Annotated in this window: 17 protein-coding genes and 2 pseudogenes; 12 read left to right on the forward strand and 7 right to left on the reverse strand. The window is 57.6% G+C overall.

Translation table 11 applies throughout. From position 1 onward, the window contains the following. Positions 1-79: 79 nt before the first annotated feature. From AC6I21_RS14795 to AC6I21_RS14820, 6 genes and pseudogenes are all read left to right on the forward strand, one after another. A complete protein-coding gene (locus AC6I21_RS14795; RefSeq protein ID WP_497762769.1) occupies positions 80-943 on the forward strand; it encodes an ABC transporter substrate-binding protein in 864 nt (287 codons plus the stop codon). A gap of 59 nt (positions 944-1,002) precedes the next feature. Further along, positions 1,003-1,782 carry an amino acid ABC transporter permease gene (locus AC6I21_RS14800; protein WP_497762770.1) on the forward strand — a complete coding sequence of 260 codons (780 nt, stop codon included), beginning with the start codon at positions 1,003-1,005 and terminating at the stop codon, positions 1,780-1,782. Continuing rightward, positions 1,779-2,525, forward strand: a complete 747-nt coding sequence (locus tag AC6I21_RS14805) for an amino acid ABC transporter ATP-binding protein (RefSeq protein ID WP_497762771.1) — start codon at positions 1,779-1,781, stop codon at positions 2,523-2,525. The genes AC6I21_RS14800 and AC6I21_RS14805 overlap by 4 nt, the downstream gene beginning before the upstream one ends. A 1-nt stretch (position 2,526) precedes the next feature. Beyond that, the gene (locus AC6I21_RS14810; protein WP_497762772.1) at positions 2,527-3,564 is read left to right on the forward strand and encodes a Gfo/Idh/MocA family protein; all 1,038 of its coding nucleotides are present in this window, start codon (positions 2,527-2,529) and stop codon (positions 3,562-3,564) included. Between the two features lie 53 nt (positions 3,565-3,617). Next, the gene (locus AC6I21_RS14815) at positions 3,618-4,790 is read left to right on the forward strand and encodes an NAD(P)/FAD-dependent oxidoreductase (RefSeq protein WP_497762773.1); all 1,173 of its coding nucleotides are present in this window, start codon (positions 3,618-3,620) and stop codon (positions 4,788-4,790) included. 105 nt (positions 4,791-4,895) lie between these two features. Continuing rightward, positions 4,896-5,129, forward strand: a pseudogene (locus tag AC6I21_RS14820) (IS3-like element ISAar44 family transposase); the annotation flags it as partial. A gap of 304 nt (positions 5,130-5,433) precedes the next feature. Here the strand turns inward: AC6I21_RS14820 and AC6I21_RS14825 are convergent. Further along, positions 5,434-6,831: an exonuclease domain-containing protein gene (locus AC6I21_RS14825; RefSeq protein ID WP_497762774.1), complete on the reverse strand. Its 1,398-nt coding sequence runs from the start codon at positions 6,829-6,831 to the stop codon at positions 5,434-5,436. A gap of 505 nt (positions 6,832-7,336) precedes the next feature. Then, positions 7,337-8,149: a FadR/GntR family transcriptional regulator gene (locus tag AC6I21_RS14830; RefSeq protein WP_497762775.1), complete on the reverse strand. Its 813-nt coding sequence runs from the start codon at positions 8,147-8,149 to the stop codon at positions 7,337-7,339. Between the two features lie 114 nt (positions 8,150-8,263). On the opposite strand from AC6I21_RS14830, the gene AC6I21_RS14835 reads away from it, so the two are divergent. The 4 genes and pseudogenes from AC6I21_RS14835 (at position 8,264) to AC6I21_RS14850 (ending at position 12,862) form a co-directional block, all read left to right on the forward strand. Then, positions 8,264-9,178 carry a proline iminopeptidase-family hydrolase gene (locus tag AC6I21_RS14835; protein ID WP_497762776.1) on the forward strand — a complete coding sequence of 305 codons (915 nt, stop codon included), beginning with the start codon at positions 8,264-8,266 and terminating at the stop codon, positions 9,176-9,178. A 50-nt stretch (positions 9,179-9,228) separates the two neighbouring features. Beyond that, entirely contained in the window at positions 9,229-10,665 is a 1,437-nt protein-coding gene (locus AC6I21_RS14840) for an APC family permease (RefSeq protein WP_497762777.1), read from the forward strand. A gap of 2 nt (positions 10,666-10,667) precedes the next feature. Then, positions 10,668-11,594 (forward strand): acetamidase/formamidase family protein, encoded by a 927-nt coding sequence (locus AC6I21_RS14845; protein ID WP_497762778.1) that lies wholly within the window; start codon positions 10,668-10,670, stop codon positions 11,592-11,594. 224 nt (positions 11,595-11,818) lie between these two features. Beyond that, positions 11,819-12,862: pseudogene (locus tag AC6I21_RS14850) on the forward strand (PDDEXK nuclease domain-containing protein). 135 nt (positions 12,863-12,997) lie between these two features. On the opposite strand, the gene AC6I21_RS14855 reads toward AC6I21_RS14850, so the two are convergent. The 5 genes from AC6I21_RS14855 to AC6I21_RS14875 form a co-directional block, all read right to left on the reverse strand. Next, entirely contained in the window at positions 12,998-13,300 is a 303-nt protein-coding gene (locus tag AC6I21_RS14855; RefSeq protein ID WP_497762779.1) for a hypothetical protein, read from the reverse strand. A gap of 720 nt (positions 13,301-14,020) precedes the next feature. Next, complete coding sequence (locus tag AC6I21_RS14860; RefSeq protein WP_497762780.1) at positions 14,021-15,172, reverse strand: dipeptidase; 1,152 nt, start codon at positions 15,170-15,172, stop codon at positions 14,021-14,023. A gap of 11 nt (positions 15,173-15,183) precedes the next feature. Further along, complete coding sequence (locus AC6I21_RS14865) at positions 15,184-16,296, reverse strand: S-methyl thiohydantoin desulfurase family protein (protein WP_497762781.1); 1,113 nt, start codon at positions 16,294-16,296, stop codon at positions 15,184-15,186. Between the two features lie 31 nt (positions 16,297-16,327). Continuing rightward, the gene (locus AC6I21_RS14870; RefSeq protein WP_497762782.1) at positions 16,328-17,881 is read right to left on the reverse strand and encodes a hydantoinase/oxoprolinase N-terminal domain-containing protein; all 1,554 of its coding nucleotides are present in this window, start codon (positions 17,879-17,881) and stop codon (positions 16,328-16,330) included. Further along, positions 17,878-19,242: a purine-cytosine permease family protein gene (locus AC6I21_RS14875; RefSeq protein ID WP_497762783.1), complete on the reverse strand. Its 1,365-nt coding sequence runs from the start codon at positions 19,240-19,242 to the stop codon at positions 17,878-17,880. The genes AC6I21_RS14870 and AC6I21_RS14875 overlap by 4 nt, the downstream gene beginning before the upstream one ends. Positions 19,243-19,440: 198 nt before the next feature. On the opposite strand from AC6I21_RS14875, the gene AC6I21_RS14880 reads away from it, so the two are divergent. Next, entirely contained in the window at positions 19,441-20,538 is a 1,098-nt protein-coding gene (locus tag AC6I21_RS14880) for a DUF917 domain-containing protein (protein WP_497762784.1), read from the forward strand. Continuing rightward, positions 20,535-22,223, forward strand: a complete 1,689-nt coding sequence (locus tag AC6I21_RS14885) for a PucR family transcriptional regulator (protein ID WP_497762785.1) — start codon at positions 20,535-20,537, stop codon at positions 22,221-22,223. The genes AC6I21_RS14880 and AC6I21_RS14885 overlap by 4 nt, the downstream gene beginning before the upstream one ends. The last annotated feature ends 192 nt before the right edge of the window (positions 22,224-22,415 follow it).

A 22,415-nucleotide genomic window follows, 5' to 3' on the forward strand; every position in this document is an offset into this window, starting at 1 on the left:
CTCATAGAGACCGGTCTCTGAGTCTCGATCAAAATCTTTGGGTGGCCTGTAATCGCCCAACACCGAATGGAGAATCCATATGAAAAATCGGCTCGGTTTCCGCGCTGTTGCGGCCACGGCAGTATTGGCCCTCAGCGCCTTGACCATGACCGCCTGCGGTTCTGGCAACGCCTCCGCTACGCAGGACAATCCCTACAACCTCATCCAACCCGACACTATCCGCGTGGCTAGCATCGGCGACAGTAAGCCATACACTTTCACTGATGCCCAAGGTGAGTTCACAGGCTTCGACGTAGAACTATTCACCGACGTAGCCCACCGCATCGGTGTGGAGAACGTCGTCTTTACTGGACAAGACTTCTCGGCTCTACTCTCGGCCGTAGCCAATGGTCAGTTCGACGTGGGTGTTGCTGCAATAGGAATCACCGAAGAGCGCAAGCAGACCGTTGAGTTCTCCGATGGTTACCTCGCCGGGTATTTAACCGTCTTGGCCACCCCGCAGATGAACATCAACTCCAAGGAGGACCTCGACGGCAAACGCCTCGGCGTCGTGCAGGGCAGTCTTCAGGAAGCATACGCAGTCAAGACCTTCACCAACACCGACATCGTTCGGTTCCCAGACAATAACACCGCAGTCTCTGGACTGAACGCCGGATCAGTCGATGCGCACTTCCTCGACTACGAAGCAGCCAAGGACTACACCAAACAGTATGACCTGGAAAATGCCTTGAACGAACCCTCCTTTGACGCACCGGCCGGATTTGCCGTTGCTCCCGAAAACGATGCGCTGCGCGAAGCGTTGAACCAGGCCCTGTCCGAGGCCATGGAAGACGGTACCTGGAAGGAGCTCTACCAGAAGTGGTTCCCGGGCTCCCCAATGCCCGAGCAATACCTGCCCAAGGCCGAGCAGACCGGCGCCGAGTCCAGCAACAACGACTCCTAGTTACCACTTTTGGTGGGCCAGCTCAAGCGCCGGACCCCGCCAAAGGGCAAGGAATATCTATGGAATTCTTCGACAGTATCGCCAAAGCATTTCTTGACTTCGACTCAATGCTCGAGGTCCTCCCCCAGCTACTCAAAACCGGGCTAACCAACACCCTGATCATTTCGATCAGTGCAACCATCATCGGCACCGTGCTCGGCATGATCATTGCCATTATGGGCATCGCTCAAACGCGTTGGCTTCGGATTCCGGCACGCATCTACACCGACCTCTTCCGCGGGCTGCCAGCCATCCTCACCATCTTGTTGATTGGACGCGGCTTTACCGGGATTTCTCAGAACATATTCGGTCCTTCACCGTACCCACTAGGGATTATTGCGCTCAGTCTCATTGCCAGCGCCTACATCGGCGAGATTTTCCGTTCAGGCATCCAAGCAGTAGAAAAGGGCCAGCTAGAGGCCTGCCGTGCACTGGGGATGTCCTATGGACGGGCTATGCTACTGGTCGTTATTCCGCAAGGCATCCGCCGCGTGCTGCCGGCACTGGTCAACCAGTTCATCGCCATCGTAAAAGACTCCTCTCTGGTGTACTTCCTGGGACTGCTGCCCCTGGAACGCGAACTGTTCCGCGTCGGCCAGGACGCCGCCGTACTTACCGGTAACCTCTCGCCATTGGTCGCTGCGGGTATGTTCTACCTGATCATCACCGTCCCGCTGACCCACCTAGTGAATTACATCGATCAAAAATTCCGCACAGGACGTCGCAAAGCGACTCCCCCGACCAGCGGGTTGAACGAAGTCACGGAACTGGAAGTCTCAACGCAAGGAGGCCGAGCATGAGCGCGACCAAGGAATTTCAGGGGTCCTCACTGAAACTGACCGATGTGACCATGGCCTACGGCGACATTGAGATTCTGCACAATATCAATCTGGAGGTCGCACCAGGCACCACCACTTGCATTATCGGGCCCTCCGGATCGGGTAAATCCACGCTGCTGCGCGGTATCAACCGACTGCATGAGCCCAAGCACGGCGACGTGCTCGTCAACGGCTCCTCAATTCTTGGAGATCGCCCCGACGAAGTGCGCAAACGCATCGGTATGGTGTTCCAGCACTTCAATCTCTTCCCGGATCACACGGCCTTACAGAATGTCGCGCTGGCCCCCTGGAAAGTCAAGGGAATGAACCGGAAAAAGGCCGAAGACCTGGCCGCTAGACGATTGAACGAAGTTGGTCTAGCTGAACGCAGTGACCACCGGCCAAGAGATCTGTCCGGCGGTCAGCAACAGCGTGTAGCTATCGCCAGGGCTCTAGCCATGGAACCGGAAATCATGCTCTTCGACGAAGCCACTAGCGCACTAGACCCAGAACTTGTCAAAGGCGTACTCAAGCTCATGGCTGATCTGTGCCAACGCGGCATGACTATGGTCGTGGTCACTCACGAAATGGGCTTTGCCCGCAAGGTGGCAGACCAGGTGGTGTTCATGGATGAAGGAGAAGTCATCGAATCAGGGTCCCCTGAAGACCTGTTCAATTACCCAAAATCCGACCGCCTGCGCCGTTTCCTAGACGAGGTACTTTAAAATGACACCTACCATCCGTACCGCCATCATCGGTTATGGCGTCTCCGGTAAGATCTTCCATGCGCCGTTGCTGGCAGCCAACCCAGACTTCGAGATCTCGGTCATCGCAACATCTGATCCCGAACGTCAGAAGCAAGCTGCCCAAGAATACCCACACGCCACCATTGTGCCCAGCTACCGGGAGGTGCTGAATGCAGCGGACCAGCTGGATCTACTGATCATCGGTACCCCTCCGCAGACTCATTTCGATATCGCCCGGGCGGCACTCGAACACGACCTGAACGTGGTCATCGACAAACCCTTCGTCGTGCACAGCGCACAGGGTGAAGGACTCCTAGACCTAGCCGCCGAGCGAGGACTGACTCTCACGGTCTACCAAAACCGTCGGTGGGACGGTGACTTCCTCACCGTCAAAAAACTACTTGCGGACCAAGCGCTGGGCACCGTCCACACCTTCGAGTCACGTTTTGAATGGTTCAAACCCCAAGGAATGCGTGGCTGGAAGGCCGAGCTGCCCCCTCAGGAAGGCGGGGGCATTCTCTACGACCTAGGAACCCATCTGATTGACCAGGCAATAGAGCTGTTCGGCCCGGTTGAAAAGGTACAAGCCTCCCTACGCGCGCTGACCGATCAGGCCAACGCCGAAGAAGACGCGTACCTCCTGCTCCACCACAGCTCGGGCACTCAGTCCCGACTGACCATGAGCAGCCTGAACGCCGCCGCCGGCGCGCGATTCCAACTGGCCGGAAACGATGGCGCCTACACCAGCTATGGCCTTGACCCGCAGGAACCGCAGCTGGCCTCCGGCATGAGCCCAACACACGCCGAGTACGGAAGAAAGCCGGAAGAAAACTGGGGTCAGCTGGTGGATAACCATGCCCCTCGTCCAGTGCCCACACTGCCCGGGGACTACCCGCAGTTCTATCGCGTTTTAGCAACGTGCTTGCGCCAGGCCGGGCCGATCCCGGTTGATCCGCGGGACAGCTTAAGCGTCTTGCGCCTCATTGAAACCATCCACCGCGATACGGCCATCGAATAGTCCCTGACCGTCTGGACCACAGAACCACTTAACTCTGAAGAAAGCACAACCTCATGCCCTCATCTTCCTCTGCAAAGCACGTAGCGATTATCGGCGGCGGTATCCTCGGCATCTCCACAGCCATGCACCTGGTACGCTCCGGCGCCGAAGTCACACTGGCCACCTCAGGTCTCCTAGCCGACGGCGCTAGCAGCCGATCCATTGCGTGGCTCAACTCCTCCGGAGCCCGCTCACCCGAGTACCACTACCTGCGCATGCTAGCCATGGACCGCTACCGCACCTGGAGCTACCGACACCCCGAAAGCCGCGAATACCTCCGCTTCGACGGGGCCCTGAAATGGGCCGCCCCAGGTGAAAGCTTCCGCGACACCTACGCCTTTGAACGCTCCGGCGGCTACGACTCCCGATGGGTCACACGCGAGCAAATCACCCAGTTCGCACCCGATGTTAATGCTGCAGCCGTCGCCGATGAAGGCGCGATCTATAACCCTGGCGAAGGATGGGTGAACCTGCCCGACTTCGTTCCCGCGCTGGCGGCCGAAGCCGTGGCCCAAGGGGCGAAAATCATCGAGAACACAGGCCTCGCAACAGTCACCGTCCGCGACGGGCGCGCCGTAGGAATCACCCTCGCTGACGGCAGCACCATCGACGCCGACGAGGTGGTGCTTGCCACCGGTGGTCAGGTACCGATCCAACTCGCGGAACTCGGAGTCAGCATCCCGGATGCCACCCCAGCAGCCTTCGTGCTTTTTACCGACCCTGTCGATCTAAAGGTACACACCGTATTGAATACCCCACGGGTTGCGGTGCGCCCCACTCCCGATGGACGCCTCGTACTCGACGCCGACTGGTCTGAGCAAGCTCTGGTGGTCGAGCCGGATGGTAACTTCACAGTCCCAGAAGACGTGGTGCAGGGCCTGCTAGAGGAAGCCTCGAAGGTACTGGCCGGAAACCCCGTACTAACTGCCCAAAGCGTCGGAGCCGGACTCAAGCCGATCCCTGGTGATGGCGAACCGGTAATCGGTTCCGTCCCCTCAATCCACGGACTACACACCCTCTTCACCCACTCCGGAGCGACCCTAGGATTGATCCTCGGTGAGCTACTTGCGGAGGAAATCGTCACCGGCGAAGCCCACCCGATCTTGCGCACTTTCCACCTCAACCGTTTTCAAGAACATACATCTGAACGCACCGTCGGAACCGGCGCCTGGGAACCAGTCAAATAGTAATTCTGCCGCTACTAATATCGGGCCCCGCGCTCCCACCGGGGCCCGACCCGCGGATATACTCGGACGACGCTTTCCACCGCCGCACCAAACGAGTCGTACCGTAGAGCCTTTAGCGGCCGAGCTATTTTTCGTCACAGTCCCGCATTCCACACGCCGGCGGACGTGCATTTCGGGATCACTGGGCAAGTTGATGACCAACGGCTGGCCGCACCGCACAAAGCGTTGCAGGAGCACCCCGAACGGTTGGGGCAGCATCGTTTCCCGAAGAAGCTGCAGCTGCCCCCGACCGCTTGGATCAACCAACCGGTGAAGCAGGAAGAAGGTGAAGAAATGTAGGCCGCTTAGCACCCACTGGTCTCACTTGAATTGAAAATTCGCGACCTCACGGTGAGTGCAAGCTCTTGTTTTCCACCCGGGTTGCATGCCTGAGCCTCCTGCCCACATGGGCACGAAAAAAGCCCTCCCGCTCCGCTGCTTTTCCGTACCCATGATGGACAGCCGGAACCAATCGACCGCCCGCACACAAGCCACAAGCCGCGCACCCCGAGGTCACTCACTAGAGGAGATCGTGGCCCGTGCACGGCCTAAGATCGTTGCTGATGACTTGCCACGCGTTCTATTCAAACTAGCCGAGACTCGGCTAGATTTTCTTTCTTCTCATAAGAAATACACCACCGACCGCGCATCCCACCGCGAGGAAAAATGAAAAGACAGCTGCCGCAACTTCTGTCCCGGACAAACCAATCCCAGCAATAAGGAAAAGTGCAGCCCCCAGAAACAAGATCACCGCTAGACTCACACGCAGAAAACGCCTCGCAACGCGCCAAACATGCCGTGGTTTCTCCCGTTTGAACCGCTGAACGCTCTCTGCTTCCTCCTTCGAGAACCTCCCCTGATCGACGGAAGAAAGAATTGCCCCCGCTGATGTTGATCTCCCCGTTTCAACAAGCGAAGTTTCCTCAGACGCAACGTCCTCAAACATCCCCTGGGCAGAAACATCGCTCGTTACCTTGATGGACTCGGGGCTCTGTTCCCTCTTCGGCTGCAAAAGCTCCGGTGTCTCTGGCAATGTGTCCGCGATTAATGGCTCACTGGGCAACTGGTCTTCTACTTTTTCTACACGTGCCTCTAGAACTTCATAGAACTCCTCAGCACTGAGTATCTCAATTCGCTGACCACGACGGGTGATGTACTCATGCGCTTTACGTGCCTTAGTCGAGCCTTTGCTCAGATCAAAACCAGGGGCCCGAGGGTCCCCATCAGCAACCACAAGCATGGTTGTTCGCAAGGTGGTTCCCAACTCAATTGCAGCCCCAAGATCCGCAGCAAGACGAAAAGCTTCCATCCGGTCATAACGCTGGAATTCGCCCGTCACCGTGACGTGCTGACCAAAAAGAGGATGGCCCGGATCAGCATCCTTGTTGGGTAGAGGAAGGTCAGCCTTCTTGATCGATCCAGCAGCAAAGGAACTAGATCTCTTTGGCTTCCCTTGAACCAGCTCAGGCCACAGCTCGTCCACTGAGTGCAGCGACTCACGCCGCGCAATCGCCAGGATGACATTAGCGCAAGCTACAGCATCCGAACCTGCATCATGATGCTTCAACCCACGAACCTTCAATTCGCGAACAACCGACGGCAAATCATATCTAGGAAGCTCCAAATGCTTCTTGGCCAAACGCCACGCGCAACGCCATTCCCAGTTCTCGGGAGAAACACCCTCCAGCTTCGAGGCCGCGCGAAAAACTGACGCATCAAAACCAGAATTAAAAGCAACCAACGGATCAGAACCCACAATCTCAAGGATCTTTCGATGCGACTCCTCCCAGCCAACCGCATCAAGAACATCGCTCTGACGAATACCATGAACGGCCATATTCGCCGGGGCAAACTCCGCAACCTCGGCCGCCGGCCTCACCAACCACGAAAGCTGCTCCACGATCTGACCATCCCGAACCCTAGCAATTCCAACTGCACACACCGAAGCCCGCCGAGCATTCGCAGTCTCGAAATCTATCGCCGTGAAATTAAGCCCCACCACAAACGCCCCACCATCTACCGGATCTCAAGATCACCAAATTATTTCATCCTCTTCCTAGCGATCGTATCTGCTACTACCGACAGCTGACGGCACACCACCACTAGGCACCCTCCACCCCGAGACGGACTACCGGTGCATCTACGATGCATTGGAGGCCTACAGTACCTTTGTTGCCCAGACTGGTTAAGAAGTATCGCGACATCCCAAGTGGGGAGCCATGTACGCTGCCGGACTGGTAGTGCGAGAAATCGCTGACCGATGCCAACAGAATGTCGTCACAGTCAGCCTCCATCTCCGCGTCCCGGAGAAACACTTCCCCCGTCTTCGCGCAAGACAGCAAGTAGCGCTAGCTTCCCTAGATACGGATTGTCCGAAGACCTTGTGGCGCGACCGTCTCCAGGAAGAATTTGAGTTTCATACGAACCATCACCGTCTTCCCCGTACCGATGCGAACGAAACCGGGCGTTCAATTGCCCGATGGATAGCGATCGAGGAAGTTTCTAGTTCATGCCTTCGGCGGCTGAGTTTTTCCCGGCTGGTTTCGGTCGGCTTTTTGCAATGCCTCCTCGAACAATTCCAGGTCAATTCGAGCGTGTTCGGATCCGAGGGCGCCAGCCTGCTCCAGTTGCTGATCGTTGATTGCCTGCACCAGCTGTTCGTGGTCGGCTAGCGCGCGAAGTTCCATCTCCCGCATACCCTCGGCTGACCCCCATAAGTGCGCCGGCGCGGTCAAACTGATCTTGGATTCCAGCTGGAAAAGCACCTCTTGCAAAGTGGCGTTATGCGCAGCCTTGCCGATAGCCAGGTGGAAGCGTTCATCAGCTCTCTGGGATTCCAAACCCGTGTCCGCCTGGCGGTAATCCTCCAACCGGGCATGGAGCTCATGCATATCGTCTTCCGTCCGGTTCTCGGCCGCCGCCCGTGCAATCGTTCCGTGCAGCAAACGTACCGCCTCGAAGACGTCCAGGATTTCGTCCCAACGAGCCGCGAGGGCCCGATGAACTGATTCACCGGACGTGGCACCCCACTGTTCCCGGACAAATGAACCGCCTCCTCGTCCACGGACGGTTTCCAGCAGACCCTGCTGCGCAAGCCGAGCCAAGGCGGTACGAATCGTAACCCTCCCCACTTGAAGGGACGCGGCCAAATCACGCTCGGGCGGAAGGCGGCTGCCGGGGAGATATTCACCTACGGCAATGGCGGTGACCAGCCTGTCGACCACCATGTCCACAACACTAGAACGCGGTTCCAAAGCACTGTCCAAGCCTGAACCCCCGTCACGTCCGATCATGGATGGTGCAGGGATGTTGCCTTTCATGGAACTAGAAATATCCTTCATCTCCGTAAAGGTCTTGTAATGGGACCTTTAATAGTCCATTCTATTATCTGTTCGATCAGTGGTCTCCCTCACACGCAGGCAAAGGAAACGCATATGCCCAAGGTTACCGAGTCAAGAATCCCATTCGGAAAACACGAGACCTGGATCCGTGCCACTGAGCCGGATGCTCCCCAGGATGACGCCCTTCCCCTGATTGTCCTCCACGGTGGTCCAGGAATGGCCCACAACTACCTTCGCAACCTCGCCGAGCTGGTCGAGACCGGGCGTACCGTGATCCTGTATGACCAGATCGGCTGCGGCAACAGCACGCACCTGCCCGAAGCGCCTGCCGATTTTTGGACCCCGCAGCTCTTCGTCGACGAGTTCGCCAACCTCGTCCAGGAATTAGGCCTCGACGAATACCACCTGCTGGGCCAGTCATGGGGTGGGATGCTGGGTGCCGAAATCGCCGTGCGCCGGCCTCCGGGCCTCAGGAGTCTGGCCATCTGCAATTCCCCGGCCTCTATGGGGCTCTGGGCCGAAGCCGCGACGGAACTTCGTTCCCGGCTGCCTAAGACGACCCAACAGATCCTGGCGCTGCATGAAGCCGCGGGGACGATGGCGGACCCAGAGTACCTAGCTGCAGCAAAAGAGTTCTACCTCCGTCATGTCTGCCGTCTCGATCCCACACCTCAGGATTTCCAGGAAAGCGAGGAGCAGATGGAAGCCGAGCCAACCGTTTACCACACCATGAACGGGCCCAATGAATTCCACGTGATCGGCACCCTGCGCGATTGGAGCATCATCGACCGCCTCGGAGCTATCGAGGTCCCGACTCTGGTCCTGGCCGGGGAATACGACGAGGCCACCCCTGCCACTTGGCAGCCTTACGTGGACGGCATCAAGGACGTCCGAGCTTACGTATATCCGGATGCAAGCCATTGCGTGCACCTGGAACACCCCGAAGGGTTCCGCAAGGTCATCGGCGACTTCCTGGCCAATCACGACGAACTGAACTCCATCGCGTAAAACCGCAGCACTTCCATATCCTCCCCTTTAGTGAAAGCGAGCAATGGCAGATGCCTTCGCCCCATAACTCATCCGAGTTAAGTCCTCAGCAACAGCTAGAAGCCTATGGCTACAAACAGGAACTCAAGCGATCCCTGTCCACCACCGACCTGCTGATCTACGGGTTGATCTTCATGGTCCCGATTGCCCCTTGGGCGATCTTCGGAGTCGTCTACAACGCCGCGAGCGGCATGGTTCCACTGGTCTACCTCATCGGGCTCGTTGCCATGGTCTTCACCGCCCTGGCCTACCAGCAAATGGCCAAGACTATCCCGTTGGCCGGTTCGGTCTTCTCCTACGTCGGCCGCGGTATCCACCCAAATGTAGGGTTCTTTGCCGGATGGGCCATACTCCTGGACTACCTGCTGGTCCCGACATTGCTCTACGTCTTCGCCGCCGAATCTATGGTCGGGCTCTTCCCGGGCTCACCACGCTGGATCTGGGCACTCATCTTCGTTGCGATCAACATGGTCATCAACATGATGGGAGTCAGCTCCATGAAGCTGGTCAACCGGGTGTTCCTGGCCATAGAACTGGTCTTCGTGGTCGCGTTCATCGTCATCGCCGTCAAAGCGCTAAACAACGAGACCATTCCCGGCGCGTTCTTTACCACCGACCCGATCTGGGACGCCAGCAAGGTCACCGGGCCCCTGATCGCTGCGGCACTGTCCATCGCGGTCCTAAGTTTCCTGGGCTTCGACGGCATCGCCACCCTCTCCGAGGAAGCCTCCGGAGGCCGTAAAGCCACCGGCCGGGCCATGGTGGCAGCATTGTTCATCGTGGCTTTCCTGTTCATCATCCAGACCTGGCTGGCCAGTTCCCTGGCCGGTGGACGGGATGCCTTCGACCCTGAAGCCGAGGGGAACGCTTTCTTCACCATCGTCCAAGCCGCGGCCAGCACGGGCTGGATGAATGCCTTCTTCGTTGTCAACGTCCTAGCCGTTGGTATCGCCAACGCCATGGCAGCCCAAGCAGCCACCTCACGCCTGCTGTATTCCATGAGCCGCGACGGGCAGCTCCCCCGCTTCTTGCACACTCTGAACCACCGCCGTGTACCCCGAAACGCCATCATCTTGGTCTCGATCCTCTCGGCCATCCTCGTTCTATTCTTCGTTGGGCAGATCGACCTAATCTCATCCCTGGTGAACTTCGGAGCCCTGTTCGGGTTCATGCTGCTGCACGTCTCCGTCGTCGTGTATTTCATGGGCAAGAAGAAATCCAAGAACTTCCTGTTGCACCTCATCGTGCCGATCATTGGCTTCCTGATCATCGGTTACGTCTTGTGGAATGCGAACATCGAAGCGAAGGTGGGAGGCGTCGTCTGGCTGGCCGTCGGCGCGTTGGTCTTCACCTACTACCGCATCACCGGTAAGAAGACCGACCTCTCAGGCGAATCAGAACTAGAGGCAGATCAGATCCCGGCTACGGGAGAAAGAGGAGGACTCTAAACATGGAGCACTTTCTGGATAACACCCACGGAAAATTCGGATTCTCGGCCACCGAAATGCCAGCTTTGCGCATCACCCCCGGCACCGGGGAACGCATTGGTTTTGAAACCAGCGACGAGGTCTACCGCCAACTCAACGAGTACGGCGACATGGATAAGCTCACCGTGGGAATCAATCCCGTCACCGGTCCCGTCTACGTTGAAGGCGCCGAACCAGGAGACGCGCTGGCCGTGAGAATCCACGACATCCAACTGATTGATTGTGGGTGGTCGGTTAGCCTTCCCGGCTCGGGAGCGCTTCAGGACAAGATGGGAGAAGAAGTCTTCGCCCGCCGCGTTCCCATCGATCAGGATGGCGTACACGTGACTGACAGGCACACGTTCGAAGCTCGTCCGATGATCGGATGCCTCGGCACCGCTCCCGCGGAAGGCACCAACTCCACGATCATGCCTACCTACAGCCAGGGCGGGAACATGGACCTGACCGAATGTCGGCCCGGGGCTATCGTCTACCTGCCGGTCATGGTCCCAGGGGCATACCTGTCTATCGGCGACATCCATGCCATCATGGCCGAAGGTGAATCCTCTTTCGTGGCTATCGAAGCCCAGGGGACCGCCGTAGTATCAGTAGACTTGGTGAAATCCATGTCTCTGCGGGCACCGCGAATTGAGCTCGACGATGAATGGATCTTCGTCGGCCTCGGCGATCCCGTTCAGGAAAGCATTAAACGCGGCTATGAGGACATGTTCGAATTTCTGACCGGCGAGCATGGATGGAATGCAGGAGATGCCTACGCGGTCATGAGTGCGGTGGCGCACTCCCGCCTCGGCGGCCCAACAGGTGCATCCGATCCGGACCCGCTGCACCCAATGGCTCCCATCGGAGCCGTCACCACGCACCGACTCCCTAAGCGGGTCTTGCACGCGTAACCCGTCCACGACAGCGAGGCTAGGGACGAGTTCTTGTGTGTTGTCCCCGGCCTCGTTTTCCGGGTATCTCTTCGAGGCGGATTATAGTGGCTCTTCAGGTCACGTTTACACCCTCAATCCTGAAGAGCCACTTATAACGTTGATTGTCTAGGCCTTTACTGCGCTACAGCGTCCTACCCCGGTACTCTGCCACGCTTGTCGTGGTCGTCGATAGACTGAGTACTATGCCCCCACAAGATTCTCTGATTCCTGACGGCTATGCGCAGTTCCTCGCCGATCTTAAAACCCATGTAACTGCCGCAAAATTACAGGCCCAGCGCGTCCTCAACACAGCTCTGGTGGATCTTTACTGGAACATCGGGAACCGGATTCTAGAGGAGCAAGAACGACAAGGGTGGGCAGTGCCGTGATCACACGCCTGGCTGAGGACTTGCATCGCGAATTCCCCGACATGACAGGACTATCCCGCAGCAATTTGCACTACATGCGCGCCTTCGCCGCAGCATGGTCACAGTGGGATCCAAATGTCCCACAACCTGTGGGACATTTACCCTGGGGCCACATCCGAGTCCTACTCGACAAGAAGCTCACCCCCCAAAGCGCGAGAATGGTACGCCGCAGCAGCAGTACAACACGGATGGTCCCGCAACGTACTCATGAACATGATCATGAACAAAACCCTGGAACGCACCGGCGCCGCGCCTTCCAACTTCATTCAACACCTGTCCTCCTCGGACTCCGAGCTCGTCCAGCAAATGGCTAAGGATCCCTACGCGCTCGAATTTCTTGGCCTGACCGGGGAGGTAGCTGAACGAGATCAAGAACAAGCTCTCATGGATCGCATCGTAGAAACCCTCAGGGAACTCGGTCACGGATTCGCCTTCGTTGGACGACAAGTCCACTTCGACGTCGACGGCGACGATTTCTACCTAGACCTGCTCTTCTTCCACGTTGAACAACTCCGCTACGTGGTCGTCGAACTCAAAACCGGTAAGTTTCAGCCAGAATACGCAGGTAAGCTCCAGTTCTACATCGCCCTCGTAGACGACAAACTACGCAGACCCGCACATTCCCCCACCGTAGGAATCCTTATCTGTGGAAGTCGCAACGATCACACCGTGCGATACGCGCTGAACCAGTCCAATACCCCTATGGCTGTATCGACCTACACCTACGAATCATTACCGGCCTCAGAACAGGAAGCATTGCCTGACGCTGAAGACATCGTCGCCGCCTTAGACTGGGCCACTCCCGAGGAGCCCCGCTAAGCCATTCGTTCATATTGAAAAGGACTCAGTCCCATCGCGGACACCGCGATAACCAATTGTCCAGACACTGGCTGGACAATTACCCTCGGGGCAAAATTCCCTAGCCTCACGGATTCGTCAGCCCGGTCTTCGCGCTCATGGGACGAGCGATGAACCCGGCAGCAACGGCATATCGTCACCGGTTGGCTCCTGCCCGCGTAGTCGGCACATTCCGGTTTCACCTTCATGGCGATATTCAACCCAGATCACCGCCCGCCGCCTCCCCTTATTGGCTTCCGCCCAGGCCAACACGTCGTCCACGCACGCTGCATTCTCGAGCCGATGCTCGCTGCTGCCGCCGTTCTCATTCCAGAAATCCACGCGGTACACCGGAGTGAGGTCTTCTTCGGTCACATAGCGCGGATCAACGAGAGTCGCCTTAATGCTTTCTACGCCCATGGTCACAATCTATCGCGCTCGCGGCGAATCGTACACGAGTCCTCGACCTGCCCGGTGAGCGCGGCGCCAACCGGGATAGGCATCGAGATGATGGCGCTAAAACGTTCGTTTTTGAAATACTCGGCGTGACGCATGAGGAAGTATCCTCGACCATTAAAAGGTCAGCCGAGTGTGGAGGATATTTTGCGTCAAACAGCAACAGCACCTAAGCGGCACGGTCATCTTGTCAGCGGGACCTTGGCTTCGACGATGTACGTAAATGAAACGGGTCGAATCTCATCCCAGGATCGCCAAACGGATTGAGGAAGCCTAGTACTTGTCGCAGCGCGACTGCAGTATTCTGCTGCTGGGGTGGGAACCGACACCGAGAAGGCACAGATTAGCCATGGAGAACAAATGGGTTTGAAATTGTGGTTCAGCAGGAAGGAAAAACCTGCCAAAGCCGAGGCCGAACCCGCCATAACCCGACTGCTTTGCTACCAGGCGAGGTGCACAGCCTCCACCCGCTGCACACACCAAGAGGAAGCAAGGAAGGGTGCTGTACCCCGCTCCCTTCGAGCTGGGGACAGCACCCTTCGCCATTGCTTTAGTAGCCGATTCCCTCGCTCTTCCGTTCCCGCTGCGGGTGTGTATGAGCCTTCGCGTCTACGAGAACCTAACGGCCGAGGTTTCTTGCCATCATGCCGAGGATGGTGAAAGACATGATTATGTTGCGCCGGACTAAACCATACGCGCTCCCGAGTCGTACCTCGCCACCTCTTCGGCTTCCTCGAGAACCCGCAGCACGTTTCCTTGGGTCAAAGCTGCGAGATCGCCGTCGGTCCAGCCGCGCTCTGCAAGCGCCTCCAAAAGCGGGCGGTATCCAGCTACCCCATCCATTCCTTGAGGTAGTTCCACGATCCCGTCAAAGTCCCCGCCCAATCCCAGATGCCGGGGGCCGACAACGTTACGGGCATGCTCAAGGTGCTGGATGACATCATCAATCGTCGCAGTCGGCGAAGGATGCGCACTTTCCCACCTTGAGAATTCCGCGGCCGCAGCGGGGTCTTCCCCAAGGGTGCCATCGTGGAATCCAATAGGAAGACCCAGCTCCAAGCGCTTCGCCTCCGCTCTTGACTGATACTCCCTGCATTCCTCAGCGACGAACGCAGGAACGAAGGTCACCATCAATACCCCACCATTAGCGGGTAACCGCTCGAGTACAGCATCGGGAACGTTACGTGAATGCCCACAAATCGCCCGACAAGAGGAATGAGAAAAGATAACCGGCGACTCTGTACACTCAAGAGCATCCAACATGGTCTGTTCGGCTACGTGAGACAGGTCGACGAGCATCCCTATCCTGTTCATCTCCGCGACCACTTCCCTGCCGAAGTCAGTAAGCCCGTACGCTACTTCCAAACCTGTCGCAGAACGAGCCCAAGGCGTGTTGTCGTTGTGTGTGAGAGTCATGTAGCGCACTCCGAGATCTCGCATCATGCGCAGTACGCCAAGAGATCCGGCAATGCTATGCCCGCCCTCCATTCCCATTAGCGAGGCTATTTTGCCTCTGCCGATTGCGGCACGCACCTGCGCAGCAGTGTCAACGAGTTCGAACTCGTCCGGGTGGGCGCAGACTATCCGACGCACGCAATCTATTTGCTCCAACGTGGCAATTACGGATTCGCCCAAGCCAAGGTTGGAAGGCACGAAAACGGACCAGAATTGGGCACCCACTCCCCCGCGCCTCAACCGAGGGAGATCGGTTTGCAGGAGCGGTTGTCCCGATTCAAGATTGGCGGCCTCTACGCTGTTTCCGAATTTCTGGCGCAATGCCCAAGGCAGGTCGTTATGCCCGTCGAAAACGGGCCATTCCAACAGGACATTGTCCACGCAGGTCCCGCTCATACAGACGCCTTCGCCGCGCATAGGTCCTCAATGGGCGTCCAAGGCTCTTCCAGCCCAAAGGCTTGCGGGCCGAAGACGGCGAGGGCCGCCTCTGTGCGCATGATCTTCGGGGTCGCAATTCCGAAGACAGCTACGCGCTGTCCGTAACGCAGGGCTTCCGAGTTAATCGGAGACCCGAGGTCTATATCGGTAACCGTGATGAGATCGGGGACGATGGCGACCACCTCGCCGTTTCGGTAGGCAACGACATTTTCATTGCAGAAGCGGATGGTCATTTCCTCACTGCCATCGAAGGAGGAGATCTTCGCCTGGCCTTGGGTGAAGCCGTCCTTAATGAAGCGTTCCACATCAACGACTTTCCCCCGCATCAGCACGGTGCCGAATCCATAGATGGTGTCCTTGAGGAATGAGGAAAGTTCCGCTAACGGATCTCGGTGGTTCTCCTTGGCCTGACGAAGCGTTCGACCAATGTTGAGTGCGAGGGACAACGTGTTCGGGATTGCCGTGCGTTTTACGTCTTCACCGGACATGGGGTACTCCGCTATATACGCCGAACCGCCCATCCTTATGGCCACTGCCCGAGCAAACGACTCCATACGCTTGTTGTCCGTTCCGGTATCCACGATGCAGCTACGCCCCGCCTCATCGGAAACGACTAGGGGTGACCCGGAAACACCGTAAACACCGAAAGTCTCCATTTGCAGCTCAGGGAACGCCCGGCCCATACCATCTCCGTCTACGACGGGAATACCAGCATGGGCCGCTACTACGAGTGGAACCATCGAGTTCAGCCCGCCGCACTCCATCGGGATCGTCGCGTCCGCTCGTTTACCGAGGTGCGCCTCCAGCACACGGAGGGAATTCAACGCCTCTACCCCCGAGGGAGTCTTCTCCACCACAACAGTGGGAGCACCCATCATGGCGGTAGAAATGATGAAGTCTTCGTCGCGAAGATCCTGAGGATCTATGACCTCGATGCGTTTCCCATTCCGAAGACATTCCTCGACCAGCAGACGCCCAATGAGCGGATCGCCACCACCTCCGGTCCCGAGAACAGCCGCGCCACGTGCTAGGTCGGGTAGATCCTGTGGTTTAAGGAAAAAACTCATTCTTACTCCTAGGTTATGAAAAATATTGGGGTCACCGAACAGAGGGCAGGTCGCCCACGGCTTTGATCCGCAGGCGGGATGCATTGCCAGGCAGATAGGCGAGGGGCAGTTCATCGATGTCGACAATTTCCACGGTGCTCGCCTCCGCTCCGGCGGCCACGGCACGGTTGATAGCTTCTTCTTTCGCTTCGCCCATAACCTGTTCGCGCTGTCCAGGAGCGATCGCGAAGATCCGGTCAACCTCTCCACCTACTTGGGCGATCGCGGCGCCGATTGCATTGGCCACACCCGGGTTCTCCGGCCGTGCCACTTCACTGGCGCAATCCATATTGTCTGGGACGAGGAATGCCCCGCCGCCTACGGCCACCACAGGTACAGGATCCGAGCTTGTGCGCATGCGGTCCACAGTCTCGGCAATTCTTCCGCCTATTACCGCGCGTGCCGCCGCAACGAGTTCCCGGTCGAGGTGCGCAACAAGCCTGGGGTCACCAATTTCGGCAACGCCGGCGGCAACCATGATGTCCGTTGCGGTCAGAGTATTCCCCCCGAAAACCAGAGCCTCCTCTACGACCTTGTAACCAACACTGTCCGGGCCCACGGTGACGCCGCCATCATCAGCAACTCGGACACGGCTTCCCCCACCGATTCCTACGGAGAGGACGTCCGGCATACGGAAATTGGTTCTGATCCCGGCTACCTCGATCTCTGTGGCCGCCTCCCGGGGGAAGCCTCCTTGGAGGACACCAACATCAGTTGTGGTCCCGCCGACGTCCACCACGACGCAGTCCTTCAGTCCTGAGAGGTGTGCAGCACCCCGCATCGAGTTGGTGGGCCCTGAGGCGAAAGTGGCCACTGGATACTGGCGAGCGGAATCGAGGTCCATGAGCGTCCCGTCGTTCTGACTCAAGAACACCGGCGCATCGATGCCCTGGGCACCCAGCGAATCATCGAGGGAACCGCACACGTGCTGCGAAAGCTCACGTAGGGCTGCATTAATAATGGTCGCGTTTTCCCGTTCAAGGAGACCAACACGTCCTATCTCGCTCGAAAGACTGACCGGTAACTCCGGGAATGCATCGAGAATGATCTTCGCAGCACTCCGTTCAATCTCCGGGTTCACCGGAGAAAACACTGAAGACACCGCAAAGCTCCGTGCACCGTTCGCCTGGGCATCGCGAACTGCGTCGAGCACCTCCACTGGATCGAACGCCGAAATTTCCCTGCCGTCGAACTCATGCCCTCCATGGCAGAGGTAAGGCAACGCCTGCACGGCGTCACGTATCCTGTCCGGCCAACCTACGAATGGCGGCAGTCCAGAAGTGGCCGGTAGGCCCAGCCTAATGGCTGCTGTGGGAGCAAGCCGATCGGCCTCGACCAGAGCATTGATGAACTGAGTGGTGCCAATCATCACGGCGTCCACGTCCTCGGCAGCGAACGGAAAGGCGGCCTGCAGCTGGCTCACAGAATCAGCGATCCCCTTGGCTACATTGCTCATCGTGGGGCTCTTGACTGCTGCTAATACCTTGTTTCCCTGCACAAGCACGGCATCGGTGTTCGTACCGCCAACGTCAATTCCGATTTTCACTTGCTCTCCTCGATTTTGGATTCCGAATTGGATGGATACTGATCTAATGGGTCCTGGACGACGTCATGTTCGGTGGTTCCTTTAATGAGCCCGAGTTTTCCCGCCACCACGTAGAGGATGACGGAAACCAAGAGCGAATTCACAGAGGGAATTCCCCAAGGCAATACCAGAGCCACTAAAATCGCGATGCTCCAGACCACCAAGGTGCCGATGACCCAAGTCGGCTCCTTGGAAGGCAACTGAGGAGTGGAACCTGAAAGCTCAGCGCGCCATTTCTTCACGATGTAGTATTCCGCGGCCATAATTCCCGCCACAGGCGGAAACACAATGCCAAGTACGGTCAGGAAACCCACGAAATAATCGAGGATGCCAGCCGCTGCGATAACGCTCCCGATGACACCGACTACAACTGTGACGAAACCTCGACCAACACGCTTATGGAACACAGTTTCAATGAAATTCACCACTCCGAGCGAGGCCGAATAAAGATTCCAGTCGTTCATTTTCAGCGTTCCTGCGACGATAATGATCGTCCCCACAACGCCGCTACTAGAAGTGACGATGGCGATGACGTCGTTTGTCTTCAGCGCGTGAGCCAGCAACACACCAGCGAGGGCGACCGTGAATTCACCCAGGGTGACACCTAATAGGGTTTGCTTGACAACGTCGGAGGCCTTTCGATTGAAACGTGTCATGTCCGGTGTGATGACCATGCCGGCAATGAAGCCTCCAGCAACCAGAGTTGCCCCAGCGGCCAGGCTAAGAGTTGGGCCAGGCGGAGCCGAATTGACCAGTGAGGCAAGGTCGTGCCGCTGGAGTTCCGAGAACACCGACCATCCTGCAAGAAGAAGGAATGCGGGAACCGTTACGTAGGCGGTCCATGCCATACTCCTAAACCCATAGACAACAATCGCCGTCACGGCGAGACCGATAACAAGCGACCAAACCCAAGCTGGTAGTGCAGGCATGAGTTCCACCAGGCCATTTGCCGCTACCGCACTTTGGACACCGAACCAGCCGATGAGGCTGAGAGCTATCAGAAGAGCGATAAGACTAGCCCCGTACTTGCCGAAGCCTGTCCACCGTGCCAGGACCGACGTTGAAAGACCTTCGCGTTGGCCGATGATACCGGTCAAAATGGCCACCACCTCCAGAATCACCGACCCCAAGACAAGAGCCAAGACTGCGTTCCAGAAGCTCATGCCGAACCCGATGGCAGCCCCAAGGAGGAACTGCGACAGAGCGGACACCTGACCAAACCGCTGGAGGGCGACGACTCCCCATCCGTAGCGGGCCTCCTGCGGGACTCTCACCAACGCGTAGTCGTCACTCCCCGCGCTATCTGCTGCGTTCTTTGCCATCAGGGCTCCTTAGCCGATGTTGGTTCACTTTTCAAGGGCCACCATCCTCCGAAGGACAGTTCAACTAAAAATGACACTATAAGCTTCATCACATAGCGACAATGTTCCCTCCAACCACAATTCAGGTATTAAATAGCCATAATGCCTATGATGGGGGTACTTCCAACTCCTCCATGCTCAGAAGGGGCTGATGATTTCATGCCATGGAAGTTCAGCGTTGAGAATTTGGATGCATTCGAATTCGGGGCGCGACTCTGTGCTTCCGGTGGAGCGGGAGACACTTTTGCAATGTCGCTGCTGACTCGGACACTCCTGGAACGTTCAGGAGGGGTAACGATCATAGAGGCGGAGGTTCTCCGCCCTGGAGACGTCGTCATCCCTGCTGGCTTGGTGGGGTCAGTTATGGCCTTCGCGGAAAAGCCAGGTCCGGTCGAATGTTTCCTGCGAGCCTTCCGACATGTCGCTGCCTGCTTTCCGGGGCGTCGGCTCCTGGTTAGCGCCTACGAAATGGCCGGGATTAATGCTTACGCCCCACTCCTCATTGGAGCTGCCCTCGGGATCCCGATTGCCGATCTTGATGGGATGGGGCGGGCCGCCCCTGGGCTAGACCTGACAACCTTCGCTCTCGGAGGCATTTCCATGAGTCCGTGCGTGCTCGTTGACAGCTCCCTCCGTTTGGTGCGCCTTGAAGGAATGGGACCTACAGACGCTGAGCATTCCCTGCGATTGCTCATGGAGGTGTTTGGGGGGTGGGCAGCTTTTGCTGGATACGGGATGGACGGCGATCAAGCTTATGCCCATGGCATCCCGGGTAGCCTTGCCCGGACCCTCTCTCTCGGCCGGCAGTTCGAGCGATCTCAGGCCCATCCGGGCTCAGAATCGGAGATTATCCAACGTTTCTGTGCCTCTGCGGAGGGAGTCGAGTATGCCGGACGCGGGCGCGTTATCGACGTTCGATGGGAGGAGCCAACACCAAGGCTGGGACCAGCGACCCATGCACGCGGCACTATCCTCATACAGATGCAAGGTTCCTCCGAGGGTATTTTTCGGATAGAAGCACAAAGTGAGTTTCTTCTTTTAATCGAAGACGGGGCAGTTCGCGCAGCTGTCCCCACAGGTATCTGTCTCCTCGATAGCCACACGGGAAGAGCGCTGTTGACTGAGAGTATCGTCCCCGGCTATAGCGTTGACGTTGTGCTTGTGGAAGCACCCCCACAGTGGCGGACCAGGGCGGGGAGAAATATGCTGAATCCCATTATGTTTGGTTACCGATTTCCCCAAGTGGAATCCCAATGAACGCCGCAGGAATGCCCTTGTCAGCGTTGCTGCGTAGCCCTGTACTGCAAGCCAATGCAAAGTCGTTGCCCGCAGTTTTCGGCGGCGTTGCCATCGACCATCAGTGCACTTTCCTTTGCGTGAATGAGCGAGACCAGGATGGCCATAGCCGCATCGAACGAATTGACCAAGGCCTCGAAGGTCGTGTTTTCGTCCCCCGCGGCGAAATCCCTGCCAGAGGTGGCGTTTGTGTAAGCCCTGCTCTTGCCTCCTACGAGTTGGAGATGACGCTCCCCCTTCTTAAGCGCCAAGGCATCAGCGTTGCCATTCTCCTTCGCGCCCCGGGGACCAGACCCCTAAGCGAGACAATAACAGCCTCAACTGTTGCCTTGGCTGCGAAGCTCGACATCACTTTCGTCGACGTCGAGGGCACAACTTCCGTGACAGCGACAGCTGCCGCCCTTCACGCCTTCCTTCATTCCGACGCCCTTCGCCGCTCCGCCAACCTTCTGACGCTCAACGAGCGTTTGGCACAACAGGAAGTTACGCCAGAGCGGTGTCAACATGCGCTTGGTCCTCTAATCCAAGCCGAACTCGCCGTCATCGATTCAATGGGGCTCGTCCTAGCTGGATCCGTGAGCGAACAGGCGCGGACTCCTCTGCAGGCCTCCCTTGCCGCTTATTTATCCAACAGCTCTAGCGGTTCAATGGAAGAGAAAATCGACCACGCCGGCCCGCACCTTCGCATCCTCGCCGTGCCCGTACCGTCTGCAACCAGAAATGAGACGACAGACCTCTGGGTTGTTGCAACTTTTCATGGTTCAGTTGCTGACTCGGAATTAGAGGGAGCCCGCGAGCTTCTCACGCTGAGCAGTCTTGCCCTGTCGGGATGGAACGCTCGAAGGAGGATAGAAGGTGACTTCTTCGCTTCAGCCCGAGGGGCGATCCTCGCTCAGTTGGCTACCACCCCAGCACGAGTGCCAGACCACCTGGCTTCTCAAGCCCTCAGCGTCGGCTGGAATCTTTCTGGATGGCATACGGTAATCAGTTCTCGCGCGACCACGGGAATGGAATCGGCGGACATCGGTCTTCATTTGAAGGTGGCTCTAAAAGCTCAAGGCTATGACGTCGAAGCAAACCGCTTTGCCGAACACTGGCTCGTGTGGGAGACGCGCAAGTCACAACCGAGCAAAGATGAGTATGCGAGACTGGTCGACGCTATCGAACGGACGCGTGGAACAGAAGGTTCGCATGTCGTATTCGGTATCGCCCGGCCCCGGTTCGGCCCGGAAGGTTTCGTCGCGAGCCTCCTCGAAGCGGAGGCATTTGGCCGGCAAGCGGGAACAGCCCGCGGTCGCAGGGCAGTGGTTGACGCACGGGAGTCTGAAGCGTCTCGGTTGATCCGATCCACTCTTGCAGACCCGGAATTAGGCAGGATGGCGACCCGTTACCTCGCGGGCCTTGCGGCCCCGAAGAACGAGCACCTCCGCTTGACCCTTTTTCAGTATCTTCGCTGCGAATCACGAATCGCAGAAACAGCAAGAGCGCTACAACTACACCGAAACACAGTCATCCAACGATTGGGGCGCATAGAGCAGCTCTTCGGCTTCTCACTCGAGGAACCGGACGTTAGATTCGCTTTGCGCATTGCGTTACAAGTGACGGAGCACCAAAGCGACGTACAGCAGATCGAGGAATTCTTTTGACCCTGATAGTGGGATTCATCCGGCCCCAAAAAACAACAACTCGTGACCTCAAATCCCGTCTCCCAAACGATAGGTTGCAAGACGTCTCATCGATGCCCACTCCCGTGGTGAACAATCCTCGGAAAATCAGTCGACTGACATTCTCATAACTATGTGCCGCAGCTAACGGCATAGAATCGGGTCTGCACCATT

This window comes from Glutamicibacter sp. St.4D3 (assembly GCF_059728615.1).